Below are 23,200 nucleotides of genomic sequence, written 5' to 3'. Positions count from 1 at the left end.
TGGCCTCAGGGTGTGCATGCATCCTGGCGGAACAGCTGCTCGTAGGGCCGGCCGTTGACCTGCAGCAGCCGGCTGTCCTGCCATTGCGGCAGGGCCCGGGACGGCTCATAGCCTTGCAGCTGTGCGACCAGAAAGGGCAGCAAGGTGGTGCTGTGGCGCACCTGGCCCTGGTAGCCGGGCTCGAGCCAGCCCGGATGCTGCGCGCGGAAAGCTGCGTTGGCCCAGGAAAGCATGGGCACCTCGTAGGTGCTGCGGGTCACGCTGTGGTGGAAACCTTCCACGCAGGGCGGCGTGCTGAGCCCATGGTCCGACACGTAGAACAGCAGGCCGGGCAGGCGCGAGGCGCCGTCGAGCATGGCTATCCACTGCGCCAGCAGATCCGATGTATAGCGTATCGAGGCGTCGTACGGGTCCTCGCCCCGGTAGCGGGCCTTGGGGTAGCGCTTGTGCACATCCGGATGGCTGCCATAGGTGTGCAGCACGATGAGCTTGTACTCGGCGGGGTCCGCCAGCGCCCGGGCGAGCGGGGCCGTGAGCACTTCGTCATAGGCGCCGTTGCCCACCTTCTGGTACACGTCGGCCGAGCGGCGCAGCATCTGCGTATACAGGTCTTCGGACTTTTCGAAGAAGCGCGAATTGGAGAAGACAAAAGTCTTGAAGCCTGCATGCCGGGCCAGGTCCACGAAGGAGGGCGCCAGCGTCTGCAGGCTGGTGGCTGCGGACTGGCCGGTGAGGATGAAAGGCAGGGCCTTGGCCGTGGTCTGTCCGTTGGCCAGGAGCGCATGCACGCCCAGATGGGGTACGGAGCGCAGTGCGCTGTTGGTGTCTTCCTTCGTGTAGCCGAGCAGGGACCAGCGGTGGCTGCTGGCGCTCTCGCCGATGACCACCACCAGCGTGTGGGCCATGGGCTTGCCCGTTGCCGGCGAAGGCAGCTTCGGTGTGTAGAAGACGGACTGCGACAGCTCGCCAAAGCGCAGCGCGGCCACGCCCATCTGCATGGGATAGAAATGGCGCAGCTTGTGGGCATAGGCATAGGCGTTGTAATGCTGGACCATGCCGGTCAAGCCCAGGCCCAGCCACAGCACGGCGGGAAGCGCCCAGGCGGCCTGCGCCTTGCGCGTCATCGTCCAGCGCAGTCCCAGGCAATGGCGCCAGAGGTAGGCGGCGGCGGCCAGCGCGGCCGCCAGCCAGGCCAGGCATTGCAGGATCTGGGCGGCATCCAGGTTCTCGAAGAACTCCTGCGTCTCCTGCGCTTCCGTGCGCAGCAGCGTGGCCAGCGTGAACTCGTCGATCAGGCTGTGCAGAAAGCTGGCGTGCAGCATGTTGGCCGCGCCCACGGGCAGGAGCACGGCGCAGGCCGCACCCAGCCAGGTCCGCTTCATGGCCAGGGGGAAGAACACGAAGGCCGACAGCAGCGTATAGCCGGCCTCCTTCAGGCTGGGGTGGATGAGAAACGGCGGGGAAAAGAGCAGCACCCAGACCAGAAAATATCCAAGGTGCGCGCGTCGGCCAAAGTGCATTCCGGGTTTTGTGTCAAATTTTTTACAATTTTATGACCTGCCCCGGAGAGCAGCCTGGCGTTGGCCGCCGCAAGGCTGCGGGTCGCGGCGGGAAAGCCGTCATCAAAAACGGCTTTGGCGTCCGCCCAGCCAGCGCCGGCAGCTATGGAAAACGATGTGCAATGCATCGGGCGAGGTGCCAGTCCGCCTCAATCCGTGGCATGCAGCGCATCGCCCAGTGCGCCGACCAGGCGCTCGATCTCGGCCTTCTCGCTGATGAACGGTGGTGCCAGCTGGATGGTGTCGCCGCCGTAACGCACATAAAAGCCCATGTCCCAGCATTTCATGGCGATCTCGTAGGGACGCCTGGCGGGCTCGCCCGGCACGGATGCGATGGTCAAGCCTGCGGCCAGGCCGATATTGCGGATGTCCAGCACATGGCGCGCGCCCCGGAGGCTGTGCACGGCCTGCTCGAAGAACGGCGCCAGCGCCTGCACGCGGCCCGGGCCGTCTTCCTTCTCGAGCAGGTCGAGCGCCGCAATGCCCGCAGCGCAGGCCACGGGGTGGGCCGAGTAGGTATAGCCGTGGGCGAACTCCAGCATGTATTCGGGGCCGCCTGCCGCCATGAAGCTGTCGTAGATCTCGCCACGCACCACGCAGGCGCCCAGCGGCTGGGCGCCGTTGGTCACCTGCTTGGCGATGTTCATGATGTCGGGCGCCACGCCGAAGGCCTCGGCAGCCGTCATGGCGCCCAGGCGGCCGAACCCCGTGATGACCTCGTCGAAGATCAGCAGGATGTCGTGCTGGGTGCAAATCTCGCGCAGGCGCTGCAGATAGCCTGCCGGCGGGATCACCACGCCGCCCGAGCCCGACATGGGTTCGACGATGACGGCGGCGATGTTGCTCGCGTCATGCAGGGCGATGATGTCCAGCAGCCGGTCGGCCAGCGCGCGGCCGTCCGCCTGGGGCATGCCCCGGCAGAACGAGCCCATGGGCGGCTGCGTATGGGGCAGGTGGTCGGCCTCCACGCCCTGGCCGAACATCTTGCGGTTGCCGCCCATGCCGCCCACGGAGATGCCGCCGAAGTTCACGCCGTGATAGCCTTTCTCGCGGCCGATCAGCCGCGTCTTCGTGCCCAGGCCCTTGGTGCGCCAGTAGGCGCGCGCCATCTTGAGCGAGGTGTCCGCCGCCTCCGAGCCCGAGCCCGTGAAGAACACATGCGACAGCCCTTCGGGCATCAGGCTTTTGATCCTGTTGGCCAGCGCGAACGAGGCCGGATGGCCGAACTGGAAGGCCGGGGCATAGTCCAGCTGCTGGGCTGCCTTGCCGATGGCCTCGGCGATTTCGCGCCGGCCGTGGCCCAGGCCCGTGCACCACAGGCCCGAGAGGCCGTCGAAGATCCTGCGGCCGTCCGCGTCGGTGTAATAGGCGCCCTGGGCGCCGGTGATCATGCGCGGCCTGGCCTTGAAATTGCGGTTGCCGGTGAACGGCATCCAGTGGGCGTCCAGCCACCGGGCGTCCGGCTGGCGATCGGCGGCAACGGCTTGGGTGCGGATATCGCGGTTATCGGCAATGTGCATGAAAGCTCCTGGCAGATCCGGGAAAGATCGTCCCCGAGGGGGCGTGAACAGGCATTGTTGGCCCCGGCCTGCATTTGGGAAATAGCCGCAAACCCATGGCTTGCCGGCCGGCCGCTTTGGACGGAAGAGGGCGCGAAATGCAGGGCTGCCTTGTTTTTGGGCGATCTGCGCCTGCAGACTGTCAATCTCGGGCCTTGGCTTGCTGGGAGATGCCTGCAGCAATATCTCTTGGCGCTGCAGGATTTCCAGGTTTGCAACGGCTTGTGCCCAGGCTTGCGAAGAGGAAGCAAACAGGCTTATCCACAGAATTTCTACATGCTTTCATGTTCCCTGGGCAGCCAGCGCCGCCAGGGTTTGCACAAGCCAGGAGCCGAAGTCCCGGGTGGACGGAATGTTGTCGGGCGTGGGCATGGGGCTCTCCTGCTCAGGCCATGCCGACCGCCGCGGCCTGGCGGCCCGCACGCTTGCGCAGGCTGCGCTCCCAGGCCTTTTCGTGGAAGAAGAAGGCCACGGCCTGGACGGTGGGCTCCAGCAGGCTCAAGGTCAGCGATGCCCACAGATTGCCGGTGACCGCATACGCCACGCAGGCCGCAACGGTGATGTGGATGCAGTAGTAGCTGCCGGTCTTGGCCAGCGTGGTCTGGTGCTTGCGCAATGTCTGAAGCATTCGGCTCATGGTGTTCTCCTGATGCGATGACTCCATGGTAGGGACAGGATGTCGAAACATCCAATTGAGAATCATTACCATTGCAATAGTCGCCGCAGCCGGAAAGGGCATGGCTGCAGGTTTTATGCGTTTCCGAAGAAAATGGCCTTGAGCGCTTGTGCATCAAGCGCAAGCAGCTATTGAATTGATTGCGGAGAAAGCAATGTTGCCAAGCCGGCCGCAAGGCCTGCCGATTTCGGGTTTTCAACTGCGGCCTTTGCGGCTCGGGGATGTGGATGCCGTGCTGCGTATCCAGGCGCAGTGCTATGGCGCGGATTTCGGCGAGCCGCGCCAGGTCTTCGTGCAGCGGCTGCAATCGCCGGTCCATTGTTCCTGGGCGGCCGTGCAGGCGGACGCCGTGGTCGCCTACCTGGCCGCCTATTGGTCACTGCCCGGCGTCATCACTCCGCTTCATGGTGGCTTTTCCAGTTATGAAGATGCCAACGTGCTTTATTTGCACGATATGGCGGTTTCTCCGGCGGTGGCGGGCCAGGGCGTGGCCGGTGCTTTGCTTCAGGCTGCCCGGTCCCTGGCCCGGCAACGCGGCATACGCCATACGGCACTGGTCTCGGTGCAAGGCTCGCAACCTTACTGGGAGCGCCAGGGCTATGCGGTGGCGGCCGTGGCCGATGCTGCGCAGCAGCAACACCTGGCCTCTTATGGGGACGATGCCGTCTACATGGTAGGACAAGTCTGACGGAGCGTCCGAACGAGATAGGGATAATGCCGGCCATGCCCAATCGCTGGAAACCCAATGTGACCGTCTCGGCCATCATCGAACGTGATGGCCGGTTTTTGTTGGTGGAAGAGAACACGGCGGATGGGCTGCGCCTGAACATGCCGGCAGGCCACCTGGACCCGGCCGAGACGCCGATCGAGGCCTGCGTGCGCGAGGTGATGGAGGAAACCGCCTACCACTTCAAGCCCACGGCGCTGGTGGGCATCTACATGAACCGCTTCGTGCGCACGCGCACGGGTTCGGACATCACCTATATGCGCTTTGCCTTCACGGGCGAGCTGGGCGCGCACGAGGCCGGCCGCAAGCTCGACGACGGCGTGGTGCGCAGCGTCTGGCTGACGTTGGAGGAGCTCCAGGCCAGTGCCCATCTGCACCGCAGCCCCATCGTGCTGCAGTCCGTGGGCGACTACCTGGCCGGCCAGCGCTTCGACCTCGGCCTGATCCATGCCGATGCCAGCATCTACCACGCGCCAGCGCCTACGGCGCCCGTGCCCGCCGGCGCGCCGGCCACGCTCGACGAAGTGCTGGCCCATGCCTCATGACGGCCTGATGCTGCAGTTTTGATTGCGGCCGGCGCCGACGCCCGGGCACAATCGCTGCAATGTCCATTGCCAGCCTCCTCCGACTGATCTCCCTGGCCGCCCTGTGGGGCGGCAGCTTTTTGTTCATGCGTGTGGCCGTGCCGCACCTGGGAGCCGTTCCGGCGGCCGTGGGACGCGGGCTGTTTTCCTCGCTGGGGCTGGCGGTGGCGCTGGGCTGCATGGGCTACCGGCCGCGCTGGGGACGCTACCTGTGGCCTTTGCTGCTGCTGGGAGTGATCAATTCGGGCATCCCCTTCCTCATGTATGCGCTGGCGGCGCAGGTGCTGCCTTCGGGCTATAGCGCCATCTTCAACGCCACCACGCCGCTCATGGCCGTCATCGTGGGCGCGCTGGTATTCGGGGAAGGCATCACGGCGGCGCGGATAGCCGGCGTGGTGCTGGGCATGGGCGGCGTCGCCGTGCTGGCGCAGGCCGGACCGCTGGAGCTGACGCCGGCCGTGCTGGGCGGCATGGCGGCATGCTTTGCCGCGACGGTCTGCTATGCGTTCTCCAGCTTCCTGACCTTGAGGCTGGCCGGCGCCAAGGCCGCCGTGGACATGCGCGCGGCCGTCTTCATCAGCCAGCTGGGAGCGCTCATGGTCCTGGTTCCGGGCCTCGCGGTGGCCTGGCTGCTGGACCCCGGCCTGGCCGCGAAGGTTGCGCAGGCACCCTGGCTGGCCTGGGGCAACGTGGCGCTGCTGGGCCTGCTGAGCACGGCGCTGGCCTATGTGCTGTATTTCCGCCTGATCGCCGACGAAGGCCCGCACAAGGCGCTGACCGTGACCTTCATCGTGCCGGTGTTTGCCGTGCTCTGGGGCTGGGCGCTGCTGGACGAGCCGCTGAGCGCCGCGCATGCCATCGGCGGCGGGCTGATTGCGCTGTCGCTGTGGATCGTGCTGCGGCCCAAGGCGCATTGAACCGCATTCACCACGCGGCGGGCAGGCGCCGCTGCAGCAGTTCCAGAAACGACTGCGCCGCATGCGGCAGCGTGCGGCCGGCCAGGGTCTGCACCTCGATGTCGCGCAGGTCCATGCCGCGGTCGCTGAGCGGCACGGCCGCGAGGGCACCCGTGGCCACCATGTCGCGTGCGGCGATCTCGCTGGCCACGGCCACCGCTGCGCCCTGGGCCGCGAAGTTCAGCAGCGTCTTGCCGTGATTGCTCTCCAGCGCCGGCACCAGCATCAGCCCCTGGCGGCTGCAGGCTGCGTCCAGCAACTGGCGCACCGCCGTGCTCGGCGGCGGCAGGGCCAGGGGATGGCGTACCAGCCTGGCCAGCGCCACGCTGCGTTCCTGGGCCAGCGCATGGCCGGGCGCCACCAGGGCCAGCACGGGCGCCGCCACGCGGCAGGCGACGGCAATGCCGGGCTCTGGCACCCGGCTGAAGCACAGGCCGATGTCGGCCGTGCCGGCACGCACGGCATCGGAAACCTCGGGCGTGGGCAGCACGGTCACCTCGAAAACGATGCCCGCATGCTCGCGCTGGAAGGCCGCGCACAGGCGCGGCAGGAATTCGCTGGCAAAGGCGTCGGAGCTGGCAATGCGCACCTTGCCGCTGCGCAGGCCCTGCAGGGCCTGGATTTCGCCCAGGGCACGCTCGGCATCCAGGCCTGCGCGGCGCGCGTGGTCGGCCAGGATCTCTCCGGCGGCATTGAGCACCATGCCGCGCGGATGGCGCTCGAAAAGCGGCGTGCCCAGCCGCGCCTCCAGCGCCGCGATCTGGCGGCTGATGGCCGAGGCCGCCACATGCAGCCGGGCCGAGGCTTCGGTCAGCGAGCCGCATTGCGCGACTTCATGGAAGTAGCGCAATGCGGTGTCTTGCAGCAGCAGGTGGCGCGGATCGGGCATGGCAGCGAATGGAAGAGGCTCCCATTGTGCTCGGTTTGCCGTTGCGGCAAGGATGGCTTGCAAATTTGCCGATGGCGGCAAACGCGTCCGTTTTCTAAGATGGCCTGTTCCAGTGCCGCCCGGCTGCGGCCATCCGATTCGCCAACCCGCCATCTCACCAGGAGTGTTGCCATGACGGCACGGTCTGCTATTTCATCTTCGCGTCGCCAGTGGATTCAGGCCGCCGCGGTCCTGGCCGGTGGCCTGCTGGCCCAGGCGTCGGTACCGGCCCAGGCCCAGGGCGAAGCCCCCTGGCCCAGCCGCCCGGTGCGGGTGGTCGTGCCCTTTCCGCCCAGCGGCGCGACCGACCTGGTGGCGCGCGTGATCGCGCAGCGCGTGTCGCAGGAGCTGGGCCAGCAGCTGGTCATCGACAACAAGCCCGGCGCCGGCGGCACCATCGGCGCGGCCGAGGCCGCCAAGGCCGCGCCCGACGGCTACACGCTGCTGTTCACCACCAGCAGCACGCACGCCATCTCGCCGCACCTGATGCCCCGGCTGAGCTACAAGGCCGACAAGGACTTCACCCCCATCGCCCACATGGCCGACGCCGCCAGCGTGCTGCTGGTCACGCCGTCGCTGCCGGTCCGGAGCGTGGCCGAGCTGATCGCCTACGCCAAGGCCCACCCGGGCCAGCTCAACTACGCCAGCAGCGGCAACGGCACCATCGTGCACCTGAACACCGCCGCCTTTGCTGCGCAGGCGGGCATCCGGCTCACCCATGTGCCCTACAAGGGCACGGCCCAGTCCATCACCGACCTGGCCGCGGGCCAGGTGCACCTGCTGTTCGACTCCATTCCCACCGGCATGCCTCATGTGGCCAGCGGCCGCCTGCGCGCCCTGGCCGTCACGGGCGACAAGCGCAGCGCGCTCGCGCCCAACCTGCCCACGGTGGCCGAGTCGGGGCTGCCCGGCTATTCCTCGGTCACCTGGTTCGGCGTCTACGGCCCGGCCGGCATGAAGCCCGAGCTGGTGGAGCGGATCAACCAGGCCTTCAACCAGGCCGTCCGGAACCCGGAGGTGATCGCCAGCCTGGCCAAGCAGGGCGTGGAGCCGGCCAAGGCGCAGACGCCGAAGGAATTCGCGGCGATGGTGAAGGCCGACAGCGCGCGCTGGGCCAAGGTCATCAAGGACAACCACATCACATTGGAATAAAGCACCCCTGAGCCGCTTCGCGTCTTCCCCCTGGCCGGGCGCCCCTCTCTCGCTGCGCGGGAGGGGGACCACGCCCTCGCTGCGGGGCGGCGCGGCCGGCGTAGGCCCTTGCTCGGCGTGCGTCGATGGGGCGCGCCAGTTTTAAGCGCGGCGCTCATGAATCACTGATCGGACTTAGATATGACAAACCTCATCAAGGACTGGACGCTTCCCTATGCCTCGCACCGCTCGCCGGTGCTGGGCCGCAACGTGGTCAGCACCTCGCAGCCGCTGGCCGCGCAGGCCGGCCTCTCCATGCTGCAGGCCGGCGGCAACGCCGTGGACGCGGCGCTGGCCGCGGCGATGACGCTCACCGTGGTCGAGCCCACGGGCTGCGGCATCGGCAGCGACGGCTTCGCCATCGTCTGGGACGGCCAGGAGCTGCACGGCCTCAACGCCTCGGGCCGCTCGCCCGCGGGCTGGACGCCCGAATACTTCGCCCAACTGGGCGGCATCCCGGAGAAGGGCTGGAACGCCGTGACCGTGCCCGGCGCCGTATCGGCCTGGGTGGCGCTGTCCCAGCGCTTCGGCAAGCTGCCCTTCGCGCAGGTGGCCCAGCCTGCGATCGACTATGCGCGCCACGGTTTCGCGGTCTCGCCCACCATCGCCACGCTGTGGGAGCTGGGCGGCAAGAAGCTCGGCGACCAGCCCGGCTTTGCCGAGTGCTTCCTGCCCGGCGGCCGCGCGCCCCGGGCCGGCGAAGTGTTCAGGAGCGAAGCCCACGCGCGCACGCTGGAAGAGATCGCCGCCACCATGGGCGAGTCCTTCTACCGCGGCGCGCTGGCGCAGAAGATCGCCGCGCATTCGCGCGCCTGCGGCGGCGTGATGACCGAGGAAGACCTGGCCGCGCACCAGGCCGACTGGGTGGGCACGGTATCGCAGAAGTTCGGCGACTCGGTGATCCACGAGATCCCGCCCAACGGCCAGGGCATTGCCGCGCTGATGGCGCTGGGCATGCTTGACGAGCTGGACGTCGGCGCGCAGCCGCTCGATGGCGTGGACTGCGTGCACCTGCAGATCGAGGCCATGAAGCTGGCCTTTGCCGACCTGCACCAGTACAACGCCGACATCGACCACATGCGCGTCGTCCCGGCGCAGCTGCTGGACCGCGGCTATCTACGCGAGCGCGCCCGGCTCATAGACCCCGAGAAGGCGGGCACACCCGGCTGCGGCGCGCCCCGGCCCGGCGGCACGGTCTACCTGGCGGCGGCCGATGCCAGCGGCATGATGGTCTCGTTCATCCAGTCCAACTACATGGGCTTCGGCTCGGGCGTGGTCGTGCCGGGCACGGGCATCAGCCTGCAGAACCGCGGCCACGGCTTCACCGTCGAGGCCGGCCATGCCAACCAGGTCGGTCCGCGCAAGCGCCCCTCGCACACCATCATCCCGGCCTTTGCGATGAACGCCGACGGCACGCCGCAAATGGCCTTCGGCGTGATGGGCGGCCCCATGCAAAGCCAGGGCCACCTGCAGATGGCCCTGCGCGTGCTGCGCTACGGCCAGAACCCGCAGGCCGCGGCCGATGCGCCGCGCTGGCGCGTGACCGGCGGCAAGGGCGTGGCCGTGGAGCCGGCCTTCGATGCCGCCGTGGTCGAGCAGCTGCGCGCGCGCGGCCACGAAGTCACCGTCGAGGCCGGCCATGGCGTGTTCGCCTTTGGCGGCGCCCAGCTGGTGCTGCGCGACGGCGACCATTACATCGCGGGCTCCGATCCGCGCAAGGACGGCTGCGCAGTGGGGTATTGATCCCCCCTGAGCCGCTGCGCGGCTTCCCCCAGAGGGGGACGACGGCCTCGCTGCGGGGCGGCGCGGCCGGCGAGGCCCTTGCTTGCCGTCCCTGGCTTGGGCTCTGCCTGTTTTGGCTGCGTTGTCACAAAAGCTGCGCGTTCTGCGTCTAAGGCTTGAGGCCTGTCACACTGGGTGGCAGGCCCCTGGCCTATTTGCAGGAGACATCACGTGAGCCCCACTTCCCACGCTGCGCCGTCCGCCGATGCGGGACTGCAGGAATTCCAGCGCCATCGCCCGCGCCTGTTCGGGCTGGCCTATCGCATGCTGGGCCAGCGGGCCGAGGCCGAGGACGTGGTGCAGGACGTCTGGCTGCGCTGGCAGGACAGCGGGCGCGCCGCCATCGTCCAGCCCGAGGCCTGGCTGGTGACCACGGCCACGCGGCTGGCCATCGACCGGCTGCGGCGCCTGCGCGTGGAGCGCGAGCATTACGCGGGCTTCTGGCTGCCCGAGCCGCTGGTCCAGCCCTGGACCGAGGCGGCGCCGTCGTCCGAGGAATTGCTGGAGCGGGCCCACGATGTCTCCACCGCGCTGCTGTTCGTGCTTGAGCAGCTCACGCCCGAGGAGCGCGCGGCCTTTTTGCTGCGCGAGGTCTTCGATGCCGACTACGCCGAAGTGGCCCAGGCCCTGGGCCGCAGCGAGGCCGCCTGCCGCCAGCTCGTGCACCGCGCGCGGGCCCATGTGAAGGCCGGGCGCCCGCGCTTCGACGCGCCTGCCGAGGCGCATGCCGAGCTGCTGCGCCGCTTTGCCCAGGCCGTGCAGGGCGGCGATCTGGCGCAGATCCAGGCGCTGTTCGCCCCCGATGCCGCGCTGATCAGCGACGGCGGCGGCAAGGTCCCGTCCTTTGGCCGCGTGCTCGAGACCGGGCGCCGCCTGGCGCTGCTGTACTTCGCCACGGCCCGCCGCCTGCGCCGCGACGGCCAGGTCCAGACCCTGCACCTGGTGCGCGTCAACGGCCTGCCGGGCCTGCTGCGCTGCGTGGACGGCCAGGTGGAGTCGGTGCAGACCCTGCTGGTCGAGAACGGGCTCGTCCAGCGGGTCTACACGCTGCGCAACCCCGACAAGCTGGCCGGCGTGGCGGTGCCGGCTGCCCAGCCCATCGGTCTTCAGTAACGATAGCTTCTGCCGCTTGCCGGGCGGTCATTTCGGGAGTATTTCTCCATGAATGCCGCATGAAGTCGGCGCAGGCAGCTATGTTTTTTTGAGTGTGTCACAGAACTGCGGCCTCCTGCGTCTAAGAGGCAAGGGCCGGCCATCGGGGCGGGCCTGCATCAACCCAGGAGTATCCGCATGTCCGATATCGCCAACCCCATTGCCATTCCCGCACCGCGCCTGGACTTCCGCGCGCTGGCGCCCGAACTCTACAAGGCCCAGGGCGGCATCAACGCGCTGCTGGCGCGCTCCAGCCTGGGCGTGCAGCTGCTCGAGCTGGTCTACCTGCGCGTCTCGCAGATCAACGGCTGCGCCTTCTGCGTGGACATGCACGTGCGCGAGCTGCTGTCGCGCGGCGAGGACCTGCAGCGCATCAACAGCGTGGTGACCTGGCGCGAGGTGGACTTCTTCGACATGCGCGAGCGCGCCGCGCTGAACTGGGCCGAGCGCTGCACGCGGCTGAGTCAGGCCCATCCCGGTCAGCAGGACTTCGACGTGCTGCGCCCGCACTTCAGCGAACGTGAGATCGTGGAGCTGAGCTACGCCATCGGCTGCATCAATGTCTGGAACCGCCTGTGCGTGGGCTTTGCCGCGCCGGTGGAGAAAAAATCCATCACCCCCTGAGCCGCTGCGCGGCTTCCCCCGTGGCACGGCGCCCTCTCTCGCTTCGCGGGCGGGGGGACGACGGCTTCGCTGCGGGGCGGTGCGGCCGGCGAGGCCCTTGCTCGCCGTCCCTGACCTGGATCGCTGAAGATCCTTGCGTTGCGCTATCGGCGCGAGTGGCTTTGAGCCTCAGTTCTGGGTGATCTTGCGTTCCTTCACCACCTTGCCCCACTGCTCGTATTCCTTCTTCATGAATGCTGCGAACTCGGCGCGCGTGGTGGGCTGGGGCGTGAGGCCGTGGATCTTCAGCGCATCGGCCACCGCGGGATCCTGGAGCACCTTGACGATCTCCTTGTTCCAGCGATCCAGCATGGGCGCGGGCGTCTTGCCGGGCGCGACGAAGGCATACCAGTTCAGCGCCTCGAAGCCCGGATAGCCGGCCTCGGCCACCGTGGGAATATTGGGCATGTAGGCGGGCCGGGTCAGGCCCGTGGTGGCCAGCGGAATCAGCTTGCCGGTCTCGATGTGCGGCAGGGCCGTAGGCGGGGCGGCGAAGTAGGAGGTCACGCGCTCGCCCAGCAGGTCCTGCAGCGCCGGCGCACCGCCCTTGTAGGGCACGTGCACCATCTCCACGCCGGCGCGCTGGTTGAACAGCTCGCCGGCCAGGTGCGAGGCCGAGCCCGCGCCCGTGGAGGCATAGTCCACGCTGCCGGGCGCCTTCTTGGCCTTGGCCACGAATTCGGCCAGCGTCTTCACGCCCGCGCCCTTGTGCACCACCAGCACGTTGGGAAAGTTCACGCCGCCCGAGATGGGCGCCAGATCGGTGAAGGGGTTGTAGCCCACCTTCATGATGTGGGGCGCAATCGTCAGCGGACCGACCGAGCCGAACAGCAGCACCGAGCCGTCGGCCGGCGCCTTGGCCACGTACTGGTGGGCGATGTTGCCGCCCGCACCGCCGCGGTTGTCCACCACCACGGTCTGGCCGATGTTCTCGCCCAGCTTCTTGGCGATCAGGCGCGCGGCCGCATCGGCGGCGCCGCCGGCCGCGAAGCCCACCACCAGGGTCACCGGTTTGTTGGGCGGAAAGTCCTGGGCCTGCGCGGGAGCGGCAAGAGCCAGCGAAGTGGCGGCCAGCAGGGTGGCCTGGAGCAGGGTGCGTTTTTTCATGACAAGTCTCCTGGTTAGAGAAATTGAGCTGGAGCCCTTGTGGTGCAAGCGCTGCCAGCTCTCTTTTTGGATGCGCAATCAATCCGCGCCCAGGCCGATGGGGCTGGGCTGGCGCTTTTCGGTGTTGTGGCGCAAAAGCGCCGCGGTGCGGAACACGCCGTGGGCGAACTTGCCGTAGGGCAGGGTGGCGAACAGCGCGATCACCGCGCCCAGGTGCAGGCACAGCAGCAGGGCCAGGGCGGGCGTGGCGCGGCCCAGCCACAGCGCCATGCCGCTGGCCGCGACCAGGAACAGCAGCGCGATGAAGCCCAGGTCCATGGGCTTTTGCCGCGCGTCGCCGTGCAGCGGGTGGCGGCTGCGGTTCAGATGCCACAGGCCGGCCGTGCCCGCCATCAGGCCCAGGCCGCCCAGCGCGCCGAGGACCTTGGGCAGGCTGGGCAGCTCGTAGGGCGCGGCCCAGCCGAACGCATAGTGGTAGACCGTACCCAGCGCCGTGGCGGCAAAGCACAGCAGGAAGCCGTAGAAGGTCAGGTGGTGGAAACGGCGGCGCTTGAGCGTGTATTCGTCATCCTCGTTGTGGCAGCCCTCGCCGTGGCCGCCGTCCAGGTACTTCAGGCGCAGCACGTCCTGCGTGGCCTCGGCCGCCGCGGGCGCGCTCACGTCCACGCCGCTGGTGGCGGGCTTCACGTCCTTCCAGAAGCGGCGCACGCCCATGAAGAGCGCAAACACCACGAACAGGAACACCGGCGCGAAGATGCCCACCAGCAGGTTGTGCGGGAACAGGTGGTAGAAGTTGTTGCCCAGCTCGCCGCTCCACAGGCGTGCCTCGCCGCCGCGCAGGGCCACGGCCAGCGCGAGGAACAGGAACAGGCCGGCCGCCAGGGCCAGCGACAGCGTCAGGCCGTTCTTCTGGTAGAGCCTGCCCAGTGCCGGGGGCCAGGCGTAGTCGGCATAGGTCTGGCCGCGCACCGTGGCCATGGCCTGGGGGATGTTGATGCCGAATTCGTGCGGCGGCGCGTACTGGCAGGCGTGCAGGCAGGCGCCGCAGTTGTGGCACAGGTTGGCCAGGTAGTGCACGTCGGCCTTGCCGAATTCCAGCCGGCGCGTCATGGCCGGGAACACGGCGCAAAAGCCTTCGCAGTAGCGGCAGGCGTTGCAGATCTGCAGGGTGCGCGCCACCTCGGTCTCGGCTGCCGTTTCGGTGGCCGCGGGGAGGATGGGGATGATCTTGCCGGTCGCCAGGGACTGGGCCTCCTGGCCCAGGGCTTGCAGGGATGGGATGCTCATGGGTATCAGACCTCGTCGTTGACGGCGCCGCGCGCGGCGGGCTTGCCGGTGGCGGCCAGGGCCGCGTTGCGTCCGGCGATGCGGCCGAAGGCTGTGCCGATCGACATGCCCACGCCGGCCGTATAGCCCTTGCCCAGCACGTTGCCGGCCATCATTTCGCCGGCCACGAACAGGTTGGCGCTAGGCCGGCCGGCAAAGCGCACGGCGGCCGTGTCGTCGGTCTCCAGGCCCAGGTAGGTGAAGGTCACGCCGGGGCGCAGCGCATAGCCGTAATAGGGTGCGGTGTCGATGGGGCGCGCCCAATGCGTCTTGGCGGGCGCCACGCCCTCGGTATGGCAGTCGTCCAGCGCCGTATGGTCGAAGTGGCCGACCCTGCAGCCGCCGTTGTAGGCATCGAGGGTCTGCATGAAGCGATCCACGTCCAGGCCGAGCTTCTGCGCAAGTTCGGGCAGCGAATCGGCCTTGACGCCCGGAAACACCGGCGGCATGAAGCGGCCGATGGCCTTGCTGTCGATGATGGAGTAGGCGATCTGCCCCGGCTGCTGGGCCACCAGGCGGCCCCAGATGGCGTAGCGCTTGGGCCAGAAATCCTCGCCCTCGTCGTAGAAACGCTCGGCTTCGCGGTTGACCACCACGCCCAGCGAGACGCAGTCGATGCGCGTGCAGATTCCGCCGTCGTACAGCGGCGCGCGCGCATCGATGGCCACCATGTGCGCCTGGGTCGGGTCGCCGATGCCGTCGGCCTGCTGCTCCTGCAGCATGTGGCGGAGCAACGTTCCCTGGTTGTAGGCCGTGCCGCGGATCAGGAAGTTGTCCGAGGGCCATTCGCCGCGCTCGTTCTGTCCCCAGGCTTCGCGCAGCCATTCGCGGTTGGATTCGAAGCCGCCCGCGGCCAGCACGCAGCTTCTGGCGGTGATGCGCTGTTCGCCCACCCAGGCGGCCTGGAAGCGGCCGTTCTCGATCTCCAGGCGCTGAACGGGCGAGTCGTAGCGCACCTGCACGCCCAGCGCCTCGGCGCTGCGGTAGTAGGCGTTGACCAGGGCCTTGCCGCCGCCCATGAAGAAGGCATTGGTGCGCGCCACGTGCAGCGCGCCCGACAGCGGCGGCTGGAAGTGCACGCCATGGCGGCGCATCCAGTTGCGGCAGGTGGACGAGGCGCGGATCACCAGGCGCGCCAGGTGCTCGTTGGTGATGCCGCCGGTCACCTTGAGCAGGTCCTGCCAGAACTCCTCCTCGGGATAGGCCTCGACCAGCACGTCCTGCGGCGCGTCGTGCATGCAGCGCAGGTTGCGGGTGTGGGCCGAATTGCCGCCGCGCCAGGCGCGCGGCGCGGATTCCAGCAGCAGCACGCTGCTGCCTGCCTCGCGCGCCATCAGCGCGGCGCACAGCGCGGCATTGCCGCCACCGATGACCAGCACATCGGTGTCGTAGGTTTCTGTTTTCATGATGGGTTGCCGGCGGCATGGGGACCGTGGCGGTTCAACGTGGGGGATTGGCGTTGAACTGTAGAAAGCGCCGCCGCCGCTGTGCAGCGGTTGCCGGGCATGGGGGTATCACGCCAAGTGATGGCTCATTCCATTTCTTAATCAAACGATTACTTTGTCGGCTTCGCTTGTCGTGCGTCTGCACTGCCTGCGCTTCGCCTGCGCGTACTCCTTTGATCGAGAAACGGAGTCAGTCCGTCAGCGTGGCGCCCATCCAGGCGCCGGACTGCACCAGCCGCCGGGTGCAATCGAGCAGCACCACGCGCGCGGCCAGCGCGGCGGGCGACAGCTCGTCGTCCGACAGGCTGCACAGCGCGGCATTGCGCCGCACCTGGTCGTCGGCGATCTCGGACCATTGGAAGCGCTGTGCCGCATCCTTGTACATGGCGACGGCCGACCAGGGCTGGACCGTGGCGCCCAGGCCCGCATCCACGGCTTCCATCAGCAGCGGCAGGGAATCGATCTCCATGGCCAGCCGGGGCTGGAAGCCCGCATGGGTGAACGAGGCCATGATGGAGCTGCGCAGGCCGTGGCTGCCCGAGGGCAGGATCAGCGGCACCTGCTGCAGCTGCTCCAGGCCGGCGGGTTGGGCATGGCGGATCTGCGGCGCCACGGGCTGCTGGCGGGACTGGATCAGGAACAGCCGCTCCTCCAGCAGCGGCATCACGCTCCAGCGGCGCGCGTTGTGGCTGTCGAACAGGATGGCCAGATCCAGCTGGCGGGCGTTGAGCAGGCCCGTCAGATGGCCGGACAGCGCGGACACCATGTGCAGCCGCACCTCGGGGTAGCGCTCGCGCATGGCCCGCATCAGCGGCAGGCCCAGCACCGAGGCGATGGTGGGCGACAGCCCCATGCTCACGGCGCCCGACAGCCGCGCCTGCTGGGCCGCGTGCACGGCCTGCTCGGCATGGCGCAGCGTGAGCTGGGCCTCGTGGAAGAAGGCCTGCCCGGCTTCGGTCGGGATGACGCCGCGCGGCGTGCGCTGCAGCAGGCGTGTGGACAGTTCGGATTCCAGGCGGCTGATCTGCTGGCTCAGCGCCGACTGGACCATGTCCAGGTCCAGCGCGGCACGGCTCATGGAGCCCAGTTCGACAATCCGTACAAAGTAGCGCAGCTGGCGCAGTTCCATCTGAAAACCTCGCGAAATCCTCACGCCCGCAGCTGTTTGCGGGCGCTGGGATAATCGCACACCTATGAACAAGCACCGTGTCGTGGTGGGCCTGTCCGGCGGTGTGGACTCCGCCGTCACCGCCTATCTTCTCAAGCAGCAAGGCCATGAAGTGGTCGGCATCTTCATGAAAAACTGGGAGGATGACGACGACAGCGAGTACTGCTCGTCCAACATCGACTTCGTGGACGCGGCCGCCGTGGCCGACGTGATCGGCATCGAGATCGAGCACGTCAACTTCGCGGCCGAGTACAAGGACCGGGTGTTTGCCGAATTCCTGCGCGAATACCAGGCCGGCCGCACGCCCAACCCCGACGTGCTGTGCAATGCCGAAATCAAGTTCAAGGCCTTCCTGGACCACGCCATGCGCCTGGGCGCCGAGAAGATCGCCACCGGCCATTACGCGCGCGTGCGCCAGAACCCCGAAACCCGGCTGTTCGAGCTGCTCAAGGGCCTGGACCCGTCCAAGGACCAGAGTTACTTCCTGCACCGCCTGAACCAGGCCCAGCTGTCCAGGGCCATGTTCCCCGTGGGCGAGCTGCACAAGACCGAGGTGCGCCGCATCGCCGAGGAAATCGGCCTGCCCAACGCCAGGAAAAAGGATTCGACCGGAATCTGCTTCATCGGCGAGCGGCCCTTCCGGGAGTTCCTCAACCGCTACATCAGCAAGGAGCCCGGCCCCATCCTCGACGACCGCAACCGCAAGCTGGGCCGCCACGTGGGCCTGAGTTTCTACACCCTGGGCCAGCGCTCGGGCCTGGGCATAGGCGGGGTAAAGGAAAAAGGCGCGGCACGCGGCGCCGGCGACCATGCACCCTGGTTCGTGGCGCGCAAGGAGCTGGACCGCAACGTGCTGCGCGTGGTGCAGGGCCACGACCACCCCTGGCTGCTGTCGCATGCGCTGCGGGCCGACCAGATCAGCTGGGTGGCCGGCCATGCGCCGGCCGAAGGCAAGACCTATGGTTCCAAGACCCGCTATCGCCAGCCCGATTCGCCGGCGCTGATCTCCGGGGCGACGGCCGACGGGTTTCGCCTGGACTTCCCCGAAGCCCAGTGGGCCGTGACGCCGGGCCAGTCGGCCGTGCTCTACGACGGCGATGTCTGCCTGGGCGGCGGCATCATCGCGCAGGTGGACCCGCAGGAGCGGGGCGTTTCCTGACGAAGCCGCCGCAGAAAAGAAAAAGCGAAGCATCTGCTTCGCTTTTTTTCGATGGCTGGCAGCCCCGGGGATCAGAACGGAATATCGTCGTCCATATCGTCGAAGCCCGAAGCCGCGCGCTGGGGCGGCGGGGCCATGGGAGCCGGAGCCGGACGGGCGGCAGGCGCGGCGGGGCGTGCTGCTGCAGGCGCAGGGGCGCGGCGCGGCGCTTCGTAGCTGCTTTCGCCGTAGCCTTCGTCGCCATAGCCGCCTTGCTGCTGGCCGCCGCCCTGGCGGCTGCCCAGCATCTGCATGGTGTCGGCGCGGATTTCGGTGGCGTAGCGCTCCTGGCCCGTGGCCTGGTCGGTCCACTTGCGGGTGCGCAGGCTGCCTTCCACGTAGACCTGGCTGCCCTTGCGCAGGTACTGGCCCACGATCTCGGCCAGCTTGCCATTGAACACCACGCGGTGCCACTCGGTGGCTTCGCGGTTTTCGCCGGTGTTCTTGTCGCGCCAGCGGTCGGTCGTGGCGATGGTCACGTTGGCCACCTGGTCGCCGCTGGGAAAGGTACGCATTTCGGGGTCGCGCCCCAGGTTGCCGACGATGATGACTTTGTTGACGGATGCCATAAATATGTGCCTTTACTGAAAGTGGGCCGGGAAATTAGAACGTGCTCACGTTCTATGGAAAGGTCCCGGACCAATGGAATGCGCATTTTGCCCCAAGCGGGCAAGGCAGGGTGTGAGATTTCCCCGGTTATCCATGCCGGCCCACGGGGCGCAGCGGCCAGGTCACGATCAGCCACAGCGCGGCCAGCACGGCCGTCACGGCAAACAGGCCCGGGGCGCCGGCCCATTTGGCCACGCCGCCGCCGATGGCGCCGCCCGCGAACAGGCCCAGGGACTGCAGCGTGTTGTAGGCACCGAGCGCCGCGCCGCGCAGGGGCGCCGGCGCCATGCGCGAGACCAGGCTGGGCTGCGTGGCCTCCAGCGCGTTGAAGCCGCAGAAGAACAGGAACATCAGCAAGGCCATGCACCAGACGGTGGGAATCGTGCCGCTGGCCGCCAGCATGCCCAGGCCGGCCTGCACGACCACGACCAGGGCGATGGCGCCCAGCAGCGCGGCGCGCAGCCGGCCCTTGCGCTCCATGGCGAACAGGCCGCCCATGGCCAGGAAGGACAGCACCACGGCAGGCAGGTAGATGTGCCAATGCTGCTCCTTGGCCAGCCCGGCCTGCACCAGCATGGCCGGCACGGCCACCCACATGGACATCTGCACCGTGTGCAGGATGAAGACGCCGAAGTTCAGGCGCAGCAGGTCGCCGTGGCGCAGCAGGTCGCCAAACCGTCCCCTGGGCGCATCGGCATGCTGCACCGGCTCGGCCGGCACCACCCACAGCACCACGGCAATGCCGGCCAGCGCCAGCGCGCAGGTCAGGCCGAAGATGCCCGACAGGCCGATCCATGCGTTGAGCAGAGGGCTGAGCACCAGGGCCAGCGCGAACATCAGGCCGATGCTGCCGCCCACCAGGGCCATGGCCTTGGTGCGCACGCCGTCGCGCGTCAGGTCGGCCAGCAGGGCCGTGACGGCGGCGGACACCGCCCCCGCGCCCTGCAGGCCGCGGCCCGCCATCAGCGTGGTGAGCGAGCCCGCCATGGCCGCGACCAGGCTGCCCAGCGCAAACACCAGCAGGCCGGCCACGATGACGCGCTTGCGCCCGAAGCGGTCGGACGCCAGGCCCAGCGGCAGCTGGAAGACCGCCTGGGTCAGGCCGTACAGGCCCATGGCCAGGCCGATCATGGCCGGATCGTCGCCGCCCGGGTATTTGCGCGCTTCGAGCGCAAACACGGGGAGCACCAGAAACAGGCCCAGCATGCGCAGTGCAAAGATCAGTGCCAGCGAGATGCTGGAGCGCCGCTCCTGCGGCGTCATGGTGGTGGCGGTCCTGTCGCCACCCAGCGTGCCCGGATTCGGGGGTGTATGGATATTCTTCACGCGCAGATTCTGCCAAGAGTGAATGCCCGACAAGGGGCATCATCAAAAAACTCCGCCGCCCGCAAGCCGGGCGGAGCAACACGAATAACGCCGTGGATTGTCCGTGATCCCTCAATCCTTGATCACGGCAGGGCCAGGCTGACTATCATGGAGAGTTTCCCCCGTTTGGAGTGCAAGTGTCCGTAAAGCCTGGTTCACTCTCTGTTGATCAAGCCGCTGCAATCGGTTCCGCCGACGAAGGCCTGTACCTGGGCCGTTCGCTGGCGCAGACACGCATCGCCATCCGCGGCGCGCGCACGCACAACCTCAAGAACATCGACCTGGACATTCCGCGCAACCAGCTGGTGGTGATCACCGGGCTGTCAGGCTCGGGCAAGTCCAGCCTGGCCTTCGATACGCTGTACGCCGAAGGCCAGCGCCGCTACGTGGAAAGCCTGTCGGCCTATGCGCGCCAGTTCCTGGGGCGCCTGGACAAGCCCGACGTGGATCTGATCGAGGGCCTGTCGCCCGCCATCTCCATCGAGCAGAAGGCCACCAGCCACAACCCGCGCTCCACCGTGGGCACGGTGACCGAGATCAACGACTACCTGCGCCTGCTGTACGCCCGCGCGGGCACGCCGTTCTGCCCCGACCACGACCTGCCGCTGCAGGCCCAGACCATCAGCCAGATGGTGGACAGCGTGCTGGCCCTGCCCGAAGACACCAAGCTCATGGTGCTGGGCCCGCTGGCGCGCGAGAAGAAGGGCGAGTTCGCCGAGCTGTTCGCCCAGCTGCAGGCCCAGGGCTATGTGCGCTTTCGCGTCGACGGGCAGATCTACGATGCGCAGTCGCTGCTGCCGCTGGAGAAGAACGAGCGCCACAACATCGACGTGGTGATCGACCGCCTCAAGGTGCGCGAGGACGTGAAGCAGCGCCTGGCCGAAAGCTTCGAGGCCGCGCTGCGCGCCGGCGGGGCCGATGCCGGCGGCCGCGTGATCGCGCTGGAGATGGACAGCGGCAAGGAACACCTGTTCAGCGCCAGGTTCGCCTGCCCCCTGTGCGACTACTCGCTGCCCGAGCTGGAGCCGCGCCTGTTCTCGTTCAACTCGCCCATGGGCGCCTGCCCGGCCTGCGACGGCCTGGGCTGCAGCGAGGCCTTCGATGCCGAGCGCGTGGTGGCCTTTCCCTCGCTGAGCTTGGCCAGCGGCGCCGTCAAGGGCTGGGACAAGCGCAACGGCTACTACTTCTCCATGCTCGAAAGCGTGGCCCGGCATTACGGCGTGAGCATAGACACGCCGTTCGAGGAACTGCCGGAGAACGTGCGCCAGGTGGTTCTCTGGGGCTCGGGCGAGGAGGCCATCGCGTTCAACTATGTTTTCGAGAGCGGCCAGCGCAAGGGCGAGGCCTTCGTCAAGCAGCATCCGTTCGAAGGCATCATCCCCAACATCCAGCGCCGCTGGCGCGAGACCGAATCCACCGTGGTGCGCGACGACCTGGCCCGGCTGCGCAGCGTGCGCCAGTGTCCCGAATGCCACGGCACGCGCCTGCGCCGCGAGGCGCGCTTCGTGCGCGTGGGCGAAGGCGATCGTGCGCGCGCCATCTACGAGGTCGGCCATGCCACGCTGGCCGAGGCGCTGGCCTGGTGCAAGGACCTGCCGCTGGCCGGCGCCAAGGCCGAGATCGCCAGCAAGATCCTGCGCGAGATCGCTTCACGCCTGCTGTTCCTCAACGACGTGGGCCTGTCCTATCTGAGCCTGGACCGCAGCGCCGACACGCTCTCGGGCGGCGAGGCCCAGCGCATCCGGCTGGCCAGCCAGATCGGCTCCGGCCTCACGGGCGTGATGTATGTGCTCGACGAGCCCTCCATCGGCCTGCACCAGCGCGACAACGACAAGCTCATCGCCACGCTCGAGCATCTGCGCGACATCGGCAACAGCGTGATCGTGGTCGAGCACGACGAAGACATGATGCGCGCGGCCGACCAGATCATCGACCTGGGGCCGGGCGCCGGCGTGCACGGCGGGCGCATCATGGCCCAGGGCACCTACGACGAGGTCAAGGCCAACCCCGAATCGCCCACGGGCCGCTATCTGAGCGGCGTACAGAGCATCCCCGTGCCTGCGCGGCGCACGCCCTGGCTGCCGGTGGTGTCGAAGAACGACGAGGCCGAGCCGGAAAAAAGCGCTTCGCACTTCCCCACGACGGCAGGCCGCAAGCGCGCGGCCAGAAGCGCGGCGCCGGCAGACCTGCAGGCGCTGCGCGTGGTGGGCGCGCGCGGCAACAATCTCAAGAGCGTGACGGTGGATTTCCCCGTGGGCCTGTTCACCTGCGTGACCGGCGTCTCGGGCTCGGGCAAGAGCACCCTGGTCAACGACACGCTGTACGCCGAGGCCGCGCGCCAGATCCACCGTGCGGGCACCGAGCCCGCGCCGCACGACGAGATCGTGGGCATGGAGTATTTCGACAAGGTCATCAACGTGGACCAGTCGCCGATCGGCCGCACGCCGCGCAGCAACCCGGCCACCTACACCGGCCTGTTCACGCCCATCCGCGAGCTGATGGCCGAGACCACCACCGCGAAGGAGCGCGGCTACGGTCCCGGGCGCTTCTCGTTCAACGTGGCCGGCGGGCGCTGCGAGGCCTGCCAGGGCGACGGCGTGGTCAAGGTCGAGATGCACTTCCTGCCCGACGTCTACGTGCCCTGCGACGTCTGCCACGGCCAGCGCTACAACCGCGAGACGCTGGAGGTGCAGTGGAAGGGGCGCAACATCTCCCAGATCCTGGAGATGACGGTGGAGGACGCCCACGCCTTCTTCAAGGACGTGCCAACGATCGCGCGCAAGCTGCAGACCCTGCTGCAGGTGGGCCTGTCCTATATCCGCCTGGGCCAGAGCGCGACCACGCTGTCGGGCGGCGAGGCCCAGCGCGTCAAGCTCGCGCAGGAACTGTCCAAGCGCGACACGGGGCGCACGCTCTACATCCTCGACGAGCCCACCACGGGCCTGCACTTCGCCGACATCGACCTGCTGCTCAAGGTGCTGCACCAGCTGCGCGATGCGGGCAACACCATCGTCGTCATCGAGCACAACCTCGATGTGATCAAGACGGCCGACTGGATCATCGACATGGGCCCCGAGGGCGGCTCGGGCGGCGGCCGCGTCGTGGCCACGGGCACGCCCGAGCAGGTGGCGGCCAACCCGGACAGCGTGACGGGGCGCTATCTCGCGCCGCACCTGAAGGCCTAGCCCCACAGGCGCCCGGGCCA

19 protein-coding genes are annotated in these 23,200 nt (G+C 68.2%); 9 read left to right on the top strand and 10 right to left on the bottom strand.

Translation table 11 applies throughout. The features are described 5' to 3' along the window. Positions 1 to 5 precede the first annotated feature (5 nt). From Cte04_RS06875 to Cte04_RS06865, 3 genes are all read right to left on the bottom strand, one after another. Positions 6 to 1,520 carry a sulfatase-like hydrolase/transferase gene (locus Cte04_RS06875; protein WP_083526543.1) on the bottom strand — a complete coding sequence of 505 codons (1,515 nt, stop codon included), beginning with the start codon at positions 1,518 to 1,520 and terminating at the stop codon, positions 6 to 8. Positions 1,521 to 1,708: 188 nt separating this feature from the next. After that, the gene (gene aptA, locus Cte04_RS06870) at positions 1,709 to 3,079 is read right to left on the bottom strand and encodes an omega-aminotransferase AptA (protein ID WP_066474377.1); all 1,371 of its coding nucleotides are present in this window, start codon (positions 3,077 to 3,079) and stop codon (positions 1,709 to 1,711) included. A 424-nt stretch (positions 3,080 to 3,503) separates the two neighbouring features. Next, positions 3,504 to 3,755: a DUF2061 domain-containing protein gene (locus tag Cte04_RS06865; protein WP_066475356.1), complete on the bottom strand. Its 252-nt coding sequence runs from the start codon at positions 3,753 to 3,755 to the stop codon at positions 3,504 to 3,506. Between the two features lie 193 nt (positions 3,756 to 3,948). Between Cte04_RS06865 and Cte04_RS06860 the strand changes: the two genes are divergently transcribed. From Cte04_RS06860 to Cte04_RS06850, 3 genes are read left to right on the top strand one after another with little or no spacing between them, the layout of a single operon-like run. Continuing rightward, positions 3,949 to 4,482, top strand: a complete 534-nt coding sequence (locus Cte04_RS06860; protein WP_066474376.1) for a GNAT family N-acetyltransferase — start codon at positions 3,949 to 3,951, stop codon at positions 4,480 to 4,482. 26 nt (positions 4,483 to 4,508) lie between these two features. Continuing rightward, positions 4,509 to 5,066, top strand: a complete 558-nt coding sequence (locus Cte04_RS06855) for an NUDIX hydrolase (RefSeq protein WP_066474373.1) — start codon at positions 4,509 to 4,511, stop codon at positions 5,064 to 5,066. 59 nt (positions 5,067 to 5,125) lie between these two features. After that, positions 5,126 to 6,022, top strand: a complete 897-nt coding sequence (locus tag Cte04_RS06850) for a DMT family transporter (protein ID WP_066474371.1) — start codon at positions 5,126 to 5,128, stop codon at positions 6,020 to 6,022. A gap of 7 nt (positions 6,023 to 6,029) precedes the next feature. On the opposite strand, the gene Cte04_RS06845 is transcribed toward Cte04_RS06850, so the two are convergent. After that, entirely contained in the window at positions 6,030 to 6,950 is a 921-nt protein-coding gene (locus Cte04_RS06845; protein WP_066474370.1) for a LysR family transcriptional regulator, read from the bottom strand. 171 nt (positions 6,951 to 7,121) lie between these two features. On the opposite strand from Cte04_RS06845, the gene Cte04_RS06840 reads away from it, so the two are divergent. The 4 genes from Cte04_RS06840 (at position 7,122) to Cte04_RS06825 (ending at position 11,738) form a co-directional block, all read left to right on the top strand. Then, entirely contained in the window at positions 7,122 to 8,141 is a 1,020-nt protein-coding gene (locus Cte04_RS06840) for a Bug family tripartite tricarboxylate transporter substrate binding protein (RefSeq protein ID WP_066474369.1), read from the top strand. A 180-nt stretch (positions 8,142 to 8,321) separates the two neighbouring features. Continuing rightward, the gene (locus Cte04_RS06835) at positions 8,322 to 9,923 is read left to right on the top strand and encodes a gamma-glutamyltransferase family protein (RefSeq protein ID WP_066474368.1); all 1,602 of its coding nucleotides are present in this window, start codon (positions 8,322 to 8,324) and stop codon (positions 9,921 to 9,923) included. A gap of 210 nt (positions 9,924 to 10,133) precedes the next feature. Continuing rightward, on the top strand, positions 10,134 to 11,075 hold the full coding sequence (gene sigJ / locus Cte04_RS06830) for an RNA polymerase sigma factor SigJ (RefSeq protein ID WP_066474366.1): 942 nt from the start codon (positions 10,134 to 10,136) through the stop codon (positions 11,073 to 11,075). A 177-nt stretch (positions 11,076 to 11,252) separates the two neighbouring features. Next, on the top strand, positions 11,253 to 11,738 hold the full coding sequence (locus Cte04_RS06825; protein ID WP_066474364.1) for a carboxymuconolactone decarboxylase family protein: 486 nt from the start codon (positions 11,253 to 11,255) through the stop codon (positions 11,736 to 11,738). Positions 11,739 to 11,906: 168 nt separating this feature from the next. Here Cte04_RS06825 and Cte04_RS06820 read toward each other — a convergent pair whose 3' ends face one another. The 4 genes from Cte04_RS06820 to Cte04_RS06805 all read right to left on the bottom strand — a co-directional run bounded on the left by Cte04_RS06820 (position 11,907) and on the right by Cte04_RS06805 (position 16,784). Continuing rightward, entirely contained in the window at positions 11,907 to 12,884 is a 978-nt protein-coding gene (locus Cte04_RS06820; RefSeq protein ID WP_066474359.1) for a Bug family tripartite tricarboxylate transporter substrate binding protein, read from the bottom strand. Between the two features lie 78 nt (positions 12,885 to 12,962). Further along, positions 12,963 to 14,171 carry a tricarballylate utilization 4Fe-4S protein TcuB gene (gene tcuB, locus Cte04_RS06815; protein ID WP_174522898.1) on the bottom strand — a complete coding sequence of 403 codons (1,209 nt, stop codon included), beginning with the start codon at positions 14,169 to 14,171 and terminating at the stop codon, positions 12,963 to 12,965. Positions 14,172 to 14,176: 5 nt separating this feature from the next. Continuing rightward, on the bottom strand, positions 14,177 to 15,616 hold the full coding sequence (tcuA, locus tag Cte04_RS06810; protein WP_066474356.1) for an FAD-dependent tricarballylate dehydrogenase TcuA: 1,440 nt from the start codon (positions 15,614 to 15,616) through the stop codon (positions 14,177 to 14,179). A 229-nt stretch (positions 15,617 to 15,845) separates the two neighbouring features. After that, positions 15,846 to 16,784 carry a LysR family transcriptional regulator gene (locus Cte04_RS06805; protein WP_066474354.1) on the bottom strand — a complete coding sequence of 313 codons (939 nt, stop codon included), beginning with the start codon at positions 16,782 to 16,784 and terminating at the stop codon, positions 15,846 to 15,848. Positions 16,785 to 16,848: 64 nt separating this feature from the next. On the opposite strand from Cte04_RS06805, the gene mnmA reads away from it, so the two are divergent. Then, positions 16,849 to 17,982: a tRNA 2-thiouridine(34) synthase MnmA gene (mnmA, locus tag Cte04_RS06800; protein ID WP_066474351.1), complete on the top strand. Its 1,134-nt coding sequence runs from the start codon at positions 16,849 to 16,851 to the stop codon at positions 17,980 to 17,982. A 71-nt stretch (positions 17,983 to 18,053) separates the two neighbouring features. On the opposite strand, the gene ssb is transcribed toward mnmA, so the two are convergent. Together ssb and Cte04_RS06790 are read right to left on the bottom strand one after the other, a co-directional pair. After that, complete coding sequence (gene ssb, locus Cte04_RS06795; protein WP_066474349.1) at positions 18,054 to 18,590, bottom strand: single-stranded DNA-binding protein; 537 nt, start codon at positions 18,588 to 18,590, stop codon at positions 18,054 to 18,056. Positions 18,591 to 18,717: 127 nt separating this feature from the next. Next, the gene (locus Cte04_RS06790) at positions 18,718 to 19,893 is read right to left on the bottom strand and encodes an MFS transporter (protein WP_066475349.1); all 1,176 of its coding nucleotides are present in this window, start codon (positions 19,891 to 19,893) and stop codon (positions 18,718 to 18,720) included. Between the two features lie 239 nt (positions 19,894 to 20,132). Here Cte04_RS06790 and uvrA point away from each other — a divergent pair, with 239 nt between their 5' ends. Then, a complete protein-coding gene (gene uvrA / locus Cte04_RS06785) occupies positions 20,133 to 23,180 on the top strand; it encodes an excinuclease ABC subunit UvrA (RefSeq protein ID WP_066474347.1) in 3,048 nt (1,015 codons plus the stop codon). Positions 23,181 to 23,200: the final 20 nt, after the last annotated feature.

This window comes from Comamonas terrae (genome assembly GCF_001544075.1).
In the GTDB taxonomy this organism is placed as follows: Bacteria; Pseudomonadota; Gammaproteobacteria; order Burkholderiales; family Burkholderiaceae_C; genus Comamonas; species Comamonas terrae.
This window is presented reverse-complemented; position numbering and strand designations above follow the sequence as displayed.

What these genes read in the sequence shown, in the direction of transcription:
- Cte04_RS06850 (WP_066474371.1), top strand. Translation starts at nt 5,126, where the DNA reads ATGTCCATTGCCAGCCTCCTCCGACTGATCTCCCTGGCCGCCCTGTGG.
- mnmA (WP_066474351.1), top strand. Translation starts at nt 16,849, where the DNA reads ATGAACAAGCACCGTGTCGTGGTGGGCCTGTCCGGCGGTGTGGACTCC.
- Cte04_RS06855 (WP_066474373.1), top strand. Translation starts at nt 4,509, where the DNA reads ATGCCGGCCATGCCCAATCGCTGGAAACCCAATGTGACCGTCTCGGCC.
- aptA (WP_066474377.1), bottom strand. Translation starts at nt 3,079, where the DNA reads ATGCACATTGCCGATAACCGCGATATCCGCACCCAAGCCGTTGCCGCC.
- tcuB (WP_174522898.1), bottom strand. Translation starts at nt 14,171, where the DNA reads ATGAGCATCCCATCCCTGCAAGCCCTGGGCCAGGAGGCCCAGTCCCTG.
- Cte04_RS06825 (WP_066474364.1), top strand. Translation starts at nt 11,253, where the DNA reads ATGTCCGATATCGCCAACCCCATTGCCATTCCCGCACCGCGCCTGGAC.
- Cte04_RS06860 (WP_066474376.1), top strand. Translation starts at nt 3,949, where the DNA reads ATGTTGCCAAGCCGGCCGCAAGGCCTGCCGATTTCGGGTTTTCAACTG.
- Cte04_RS06865 (WP_066475356.1), bottom strand. Translation starts at nt 3,755, where the DNA reads ATGAGCCGAATGCTTCAGACATTGCGCAAGCACCAGACCACGCTGGCC.
- Cte04_RS06835 (WP_066474368.1), top strand. Translation starts at nt 8,322, where the DNA reads ATGACAAACCTCATCAAGGACTGGACGCTTCCCTATGCCTCGCACCGC.
- Cte04_RS06820 (WP_066474359.1), bottom strand. Translation starts at nt 12,884, where the DNA reads ATGAAAAAACGCACCCTGCTCCAGGCCACCCTGCTGGCCGCCACTTCG.
- tcuA (WP_066474356.1), bottom strand. Translation starts at nt 15,616, where the DNA reads ATGAAAACAGAAACCTACGACACCGATGTGCTGGTCATCGGTGGCGGC.
- Cte04_RS06840 (WP_066474369.1), top strand. Translation starts at nt 7,122, where the DNA reads ATGACGGCACGGTCTGCTATTTCATCTTCGCGTCGCCAGTGGATTCAG.
- Cte04_RS06790 (WP_066475349.1), bottom strand. Translation starts at nt 19,893, where the DNA reads ATGACGCCGCAGGAGCGGCGCTCCAGCATCTCGCTGGCACTGATCTTT.
- ssb (WP_066474349.1), bottom strand. Translation starts at nt 18,590, where the DNA reads ATGGCATCCGTCAACAAAGTCATCATCGTCGGCAACCTGGGGCGCGAC.
- Cte04_RS06805 (WP_066474354.1), bottom strand. Translation starts at nt 16,784, where the DNA reads ATGGAACTGCGCCAGCTGCGCTACTTTGTACGGATTGTCGAACTGGGC.
- Cte04_RS06875 (WP_083526543.1), bottom strand. Translation starts at nt 1,520, where the DNA reads ATGCACTTTGGCCGACGCGCGCACCTTGGATATTTTCTGGTCTGGGTG.
- Cte04_RS06845 (WP_066474370.1), bottom strand. Translation starts at nt 6,950, where the DNA reads ATGCCCGATCCGCGCCACCTGCTGCTGCAAGACACCGCATTGCGCTAC.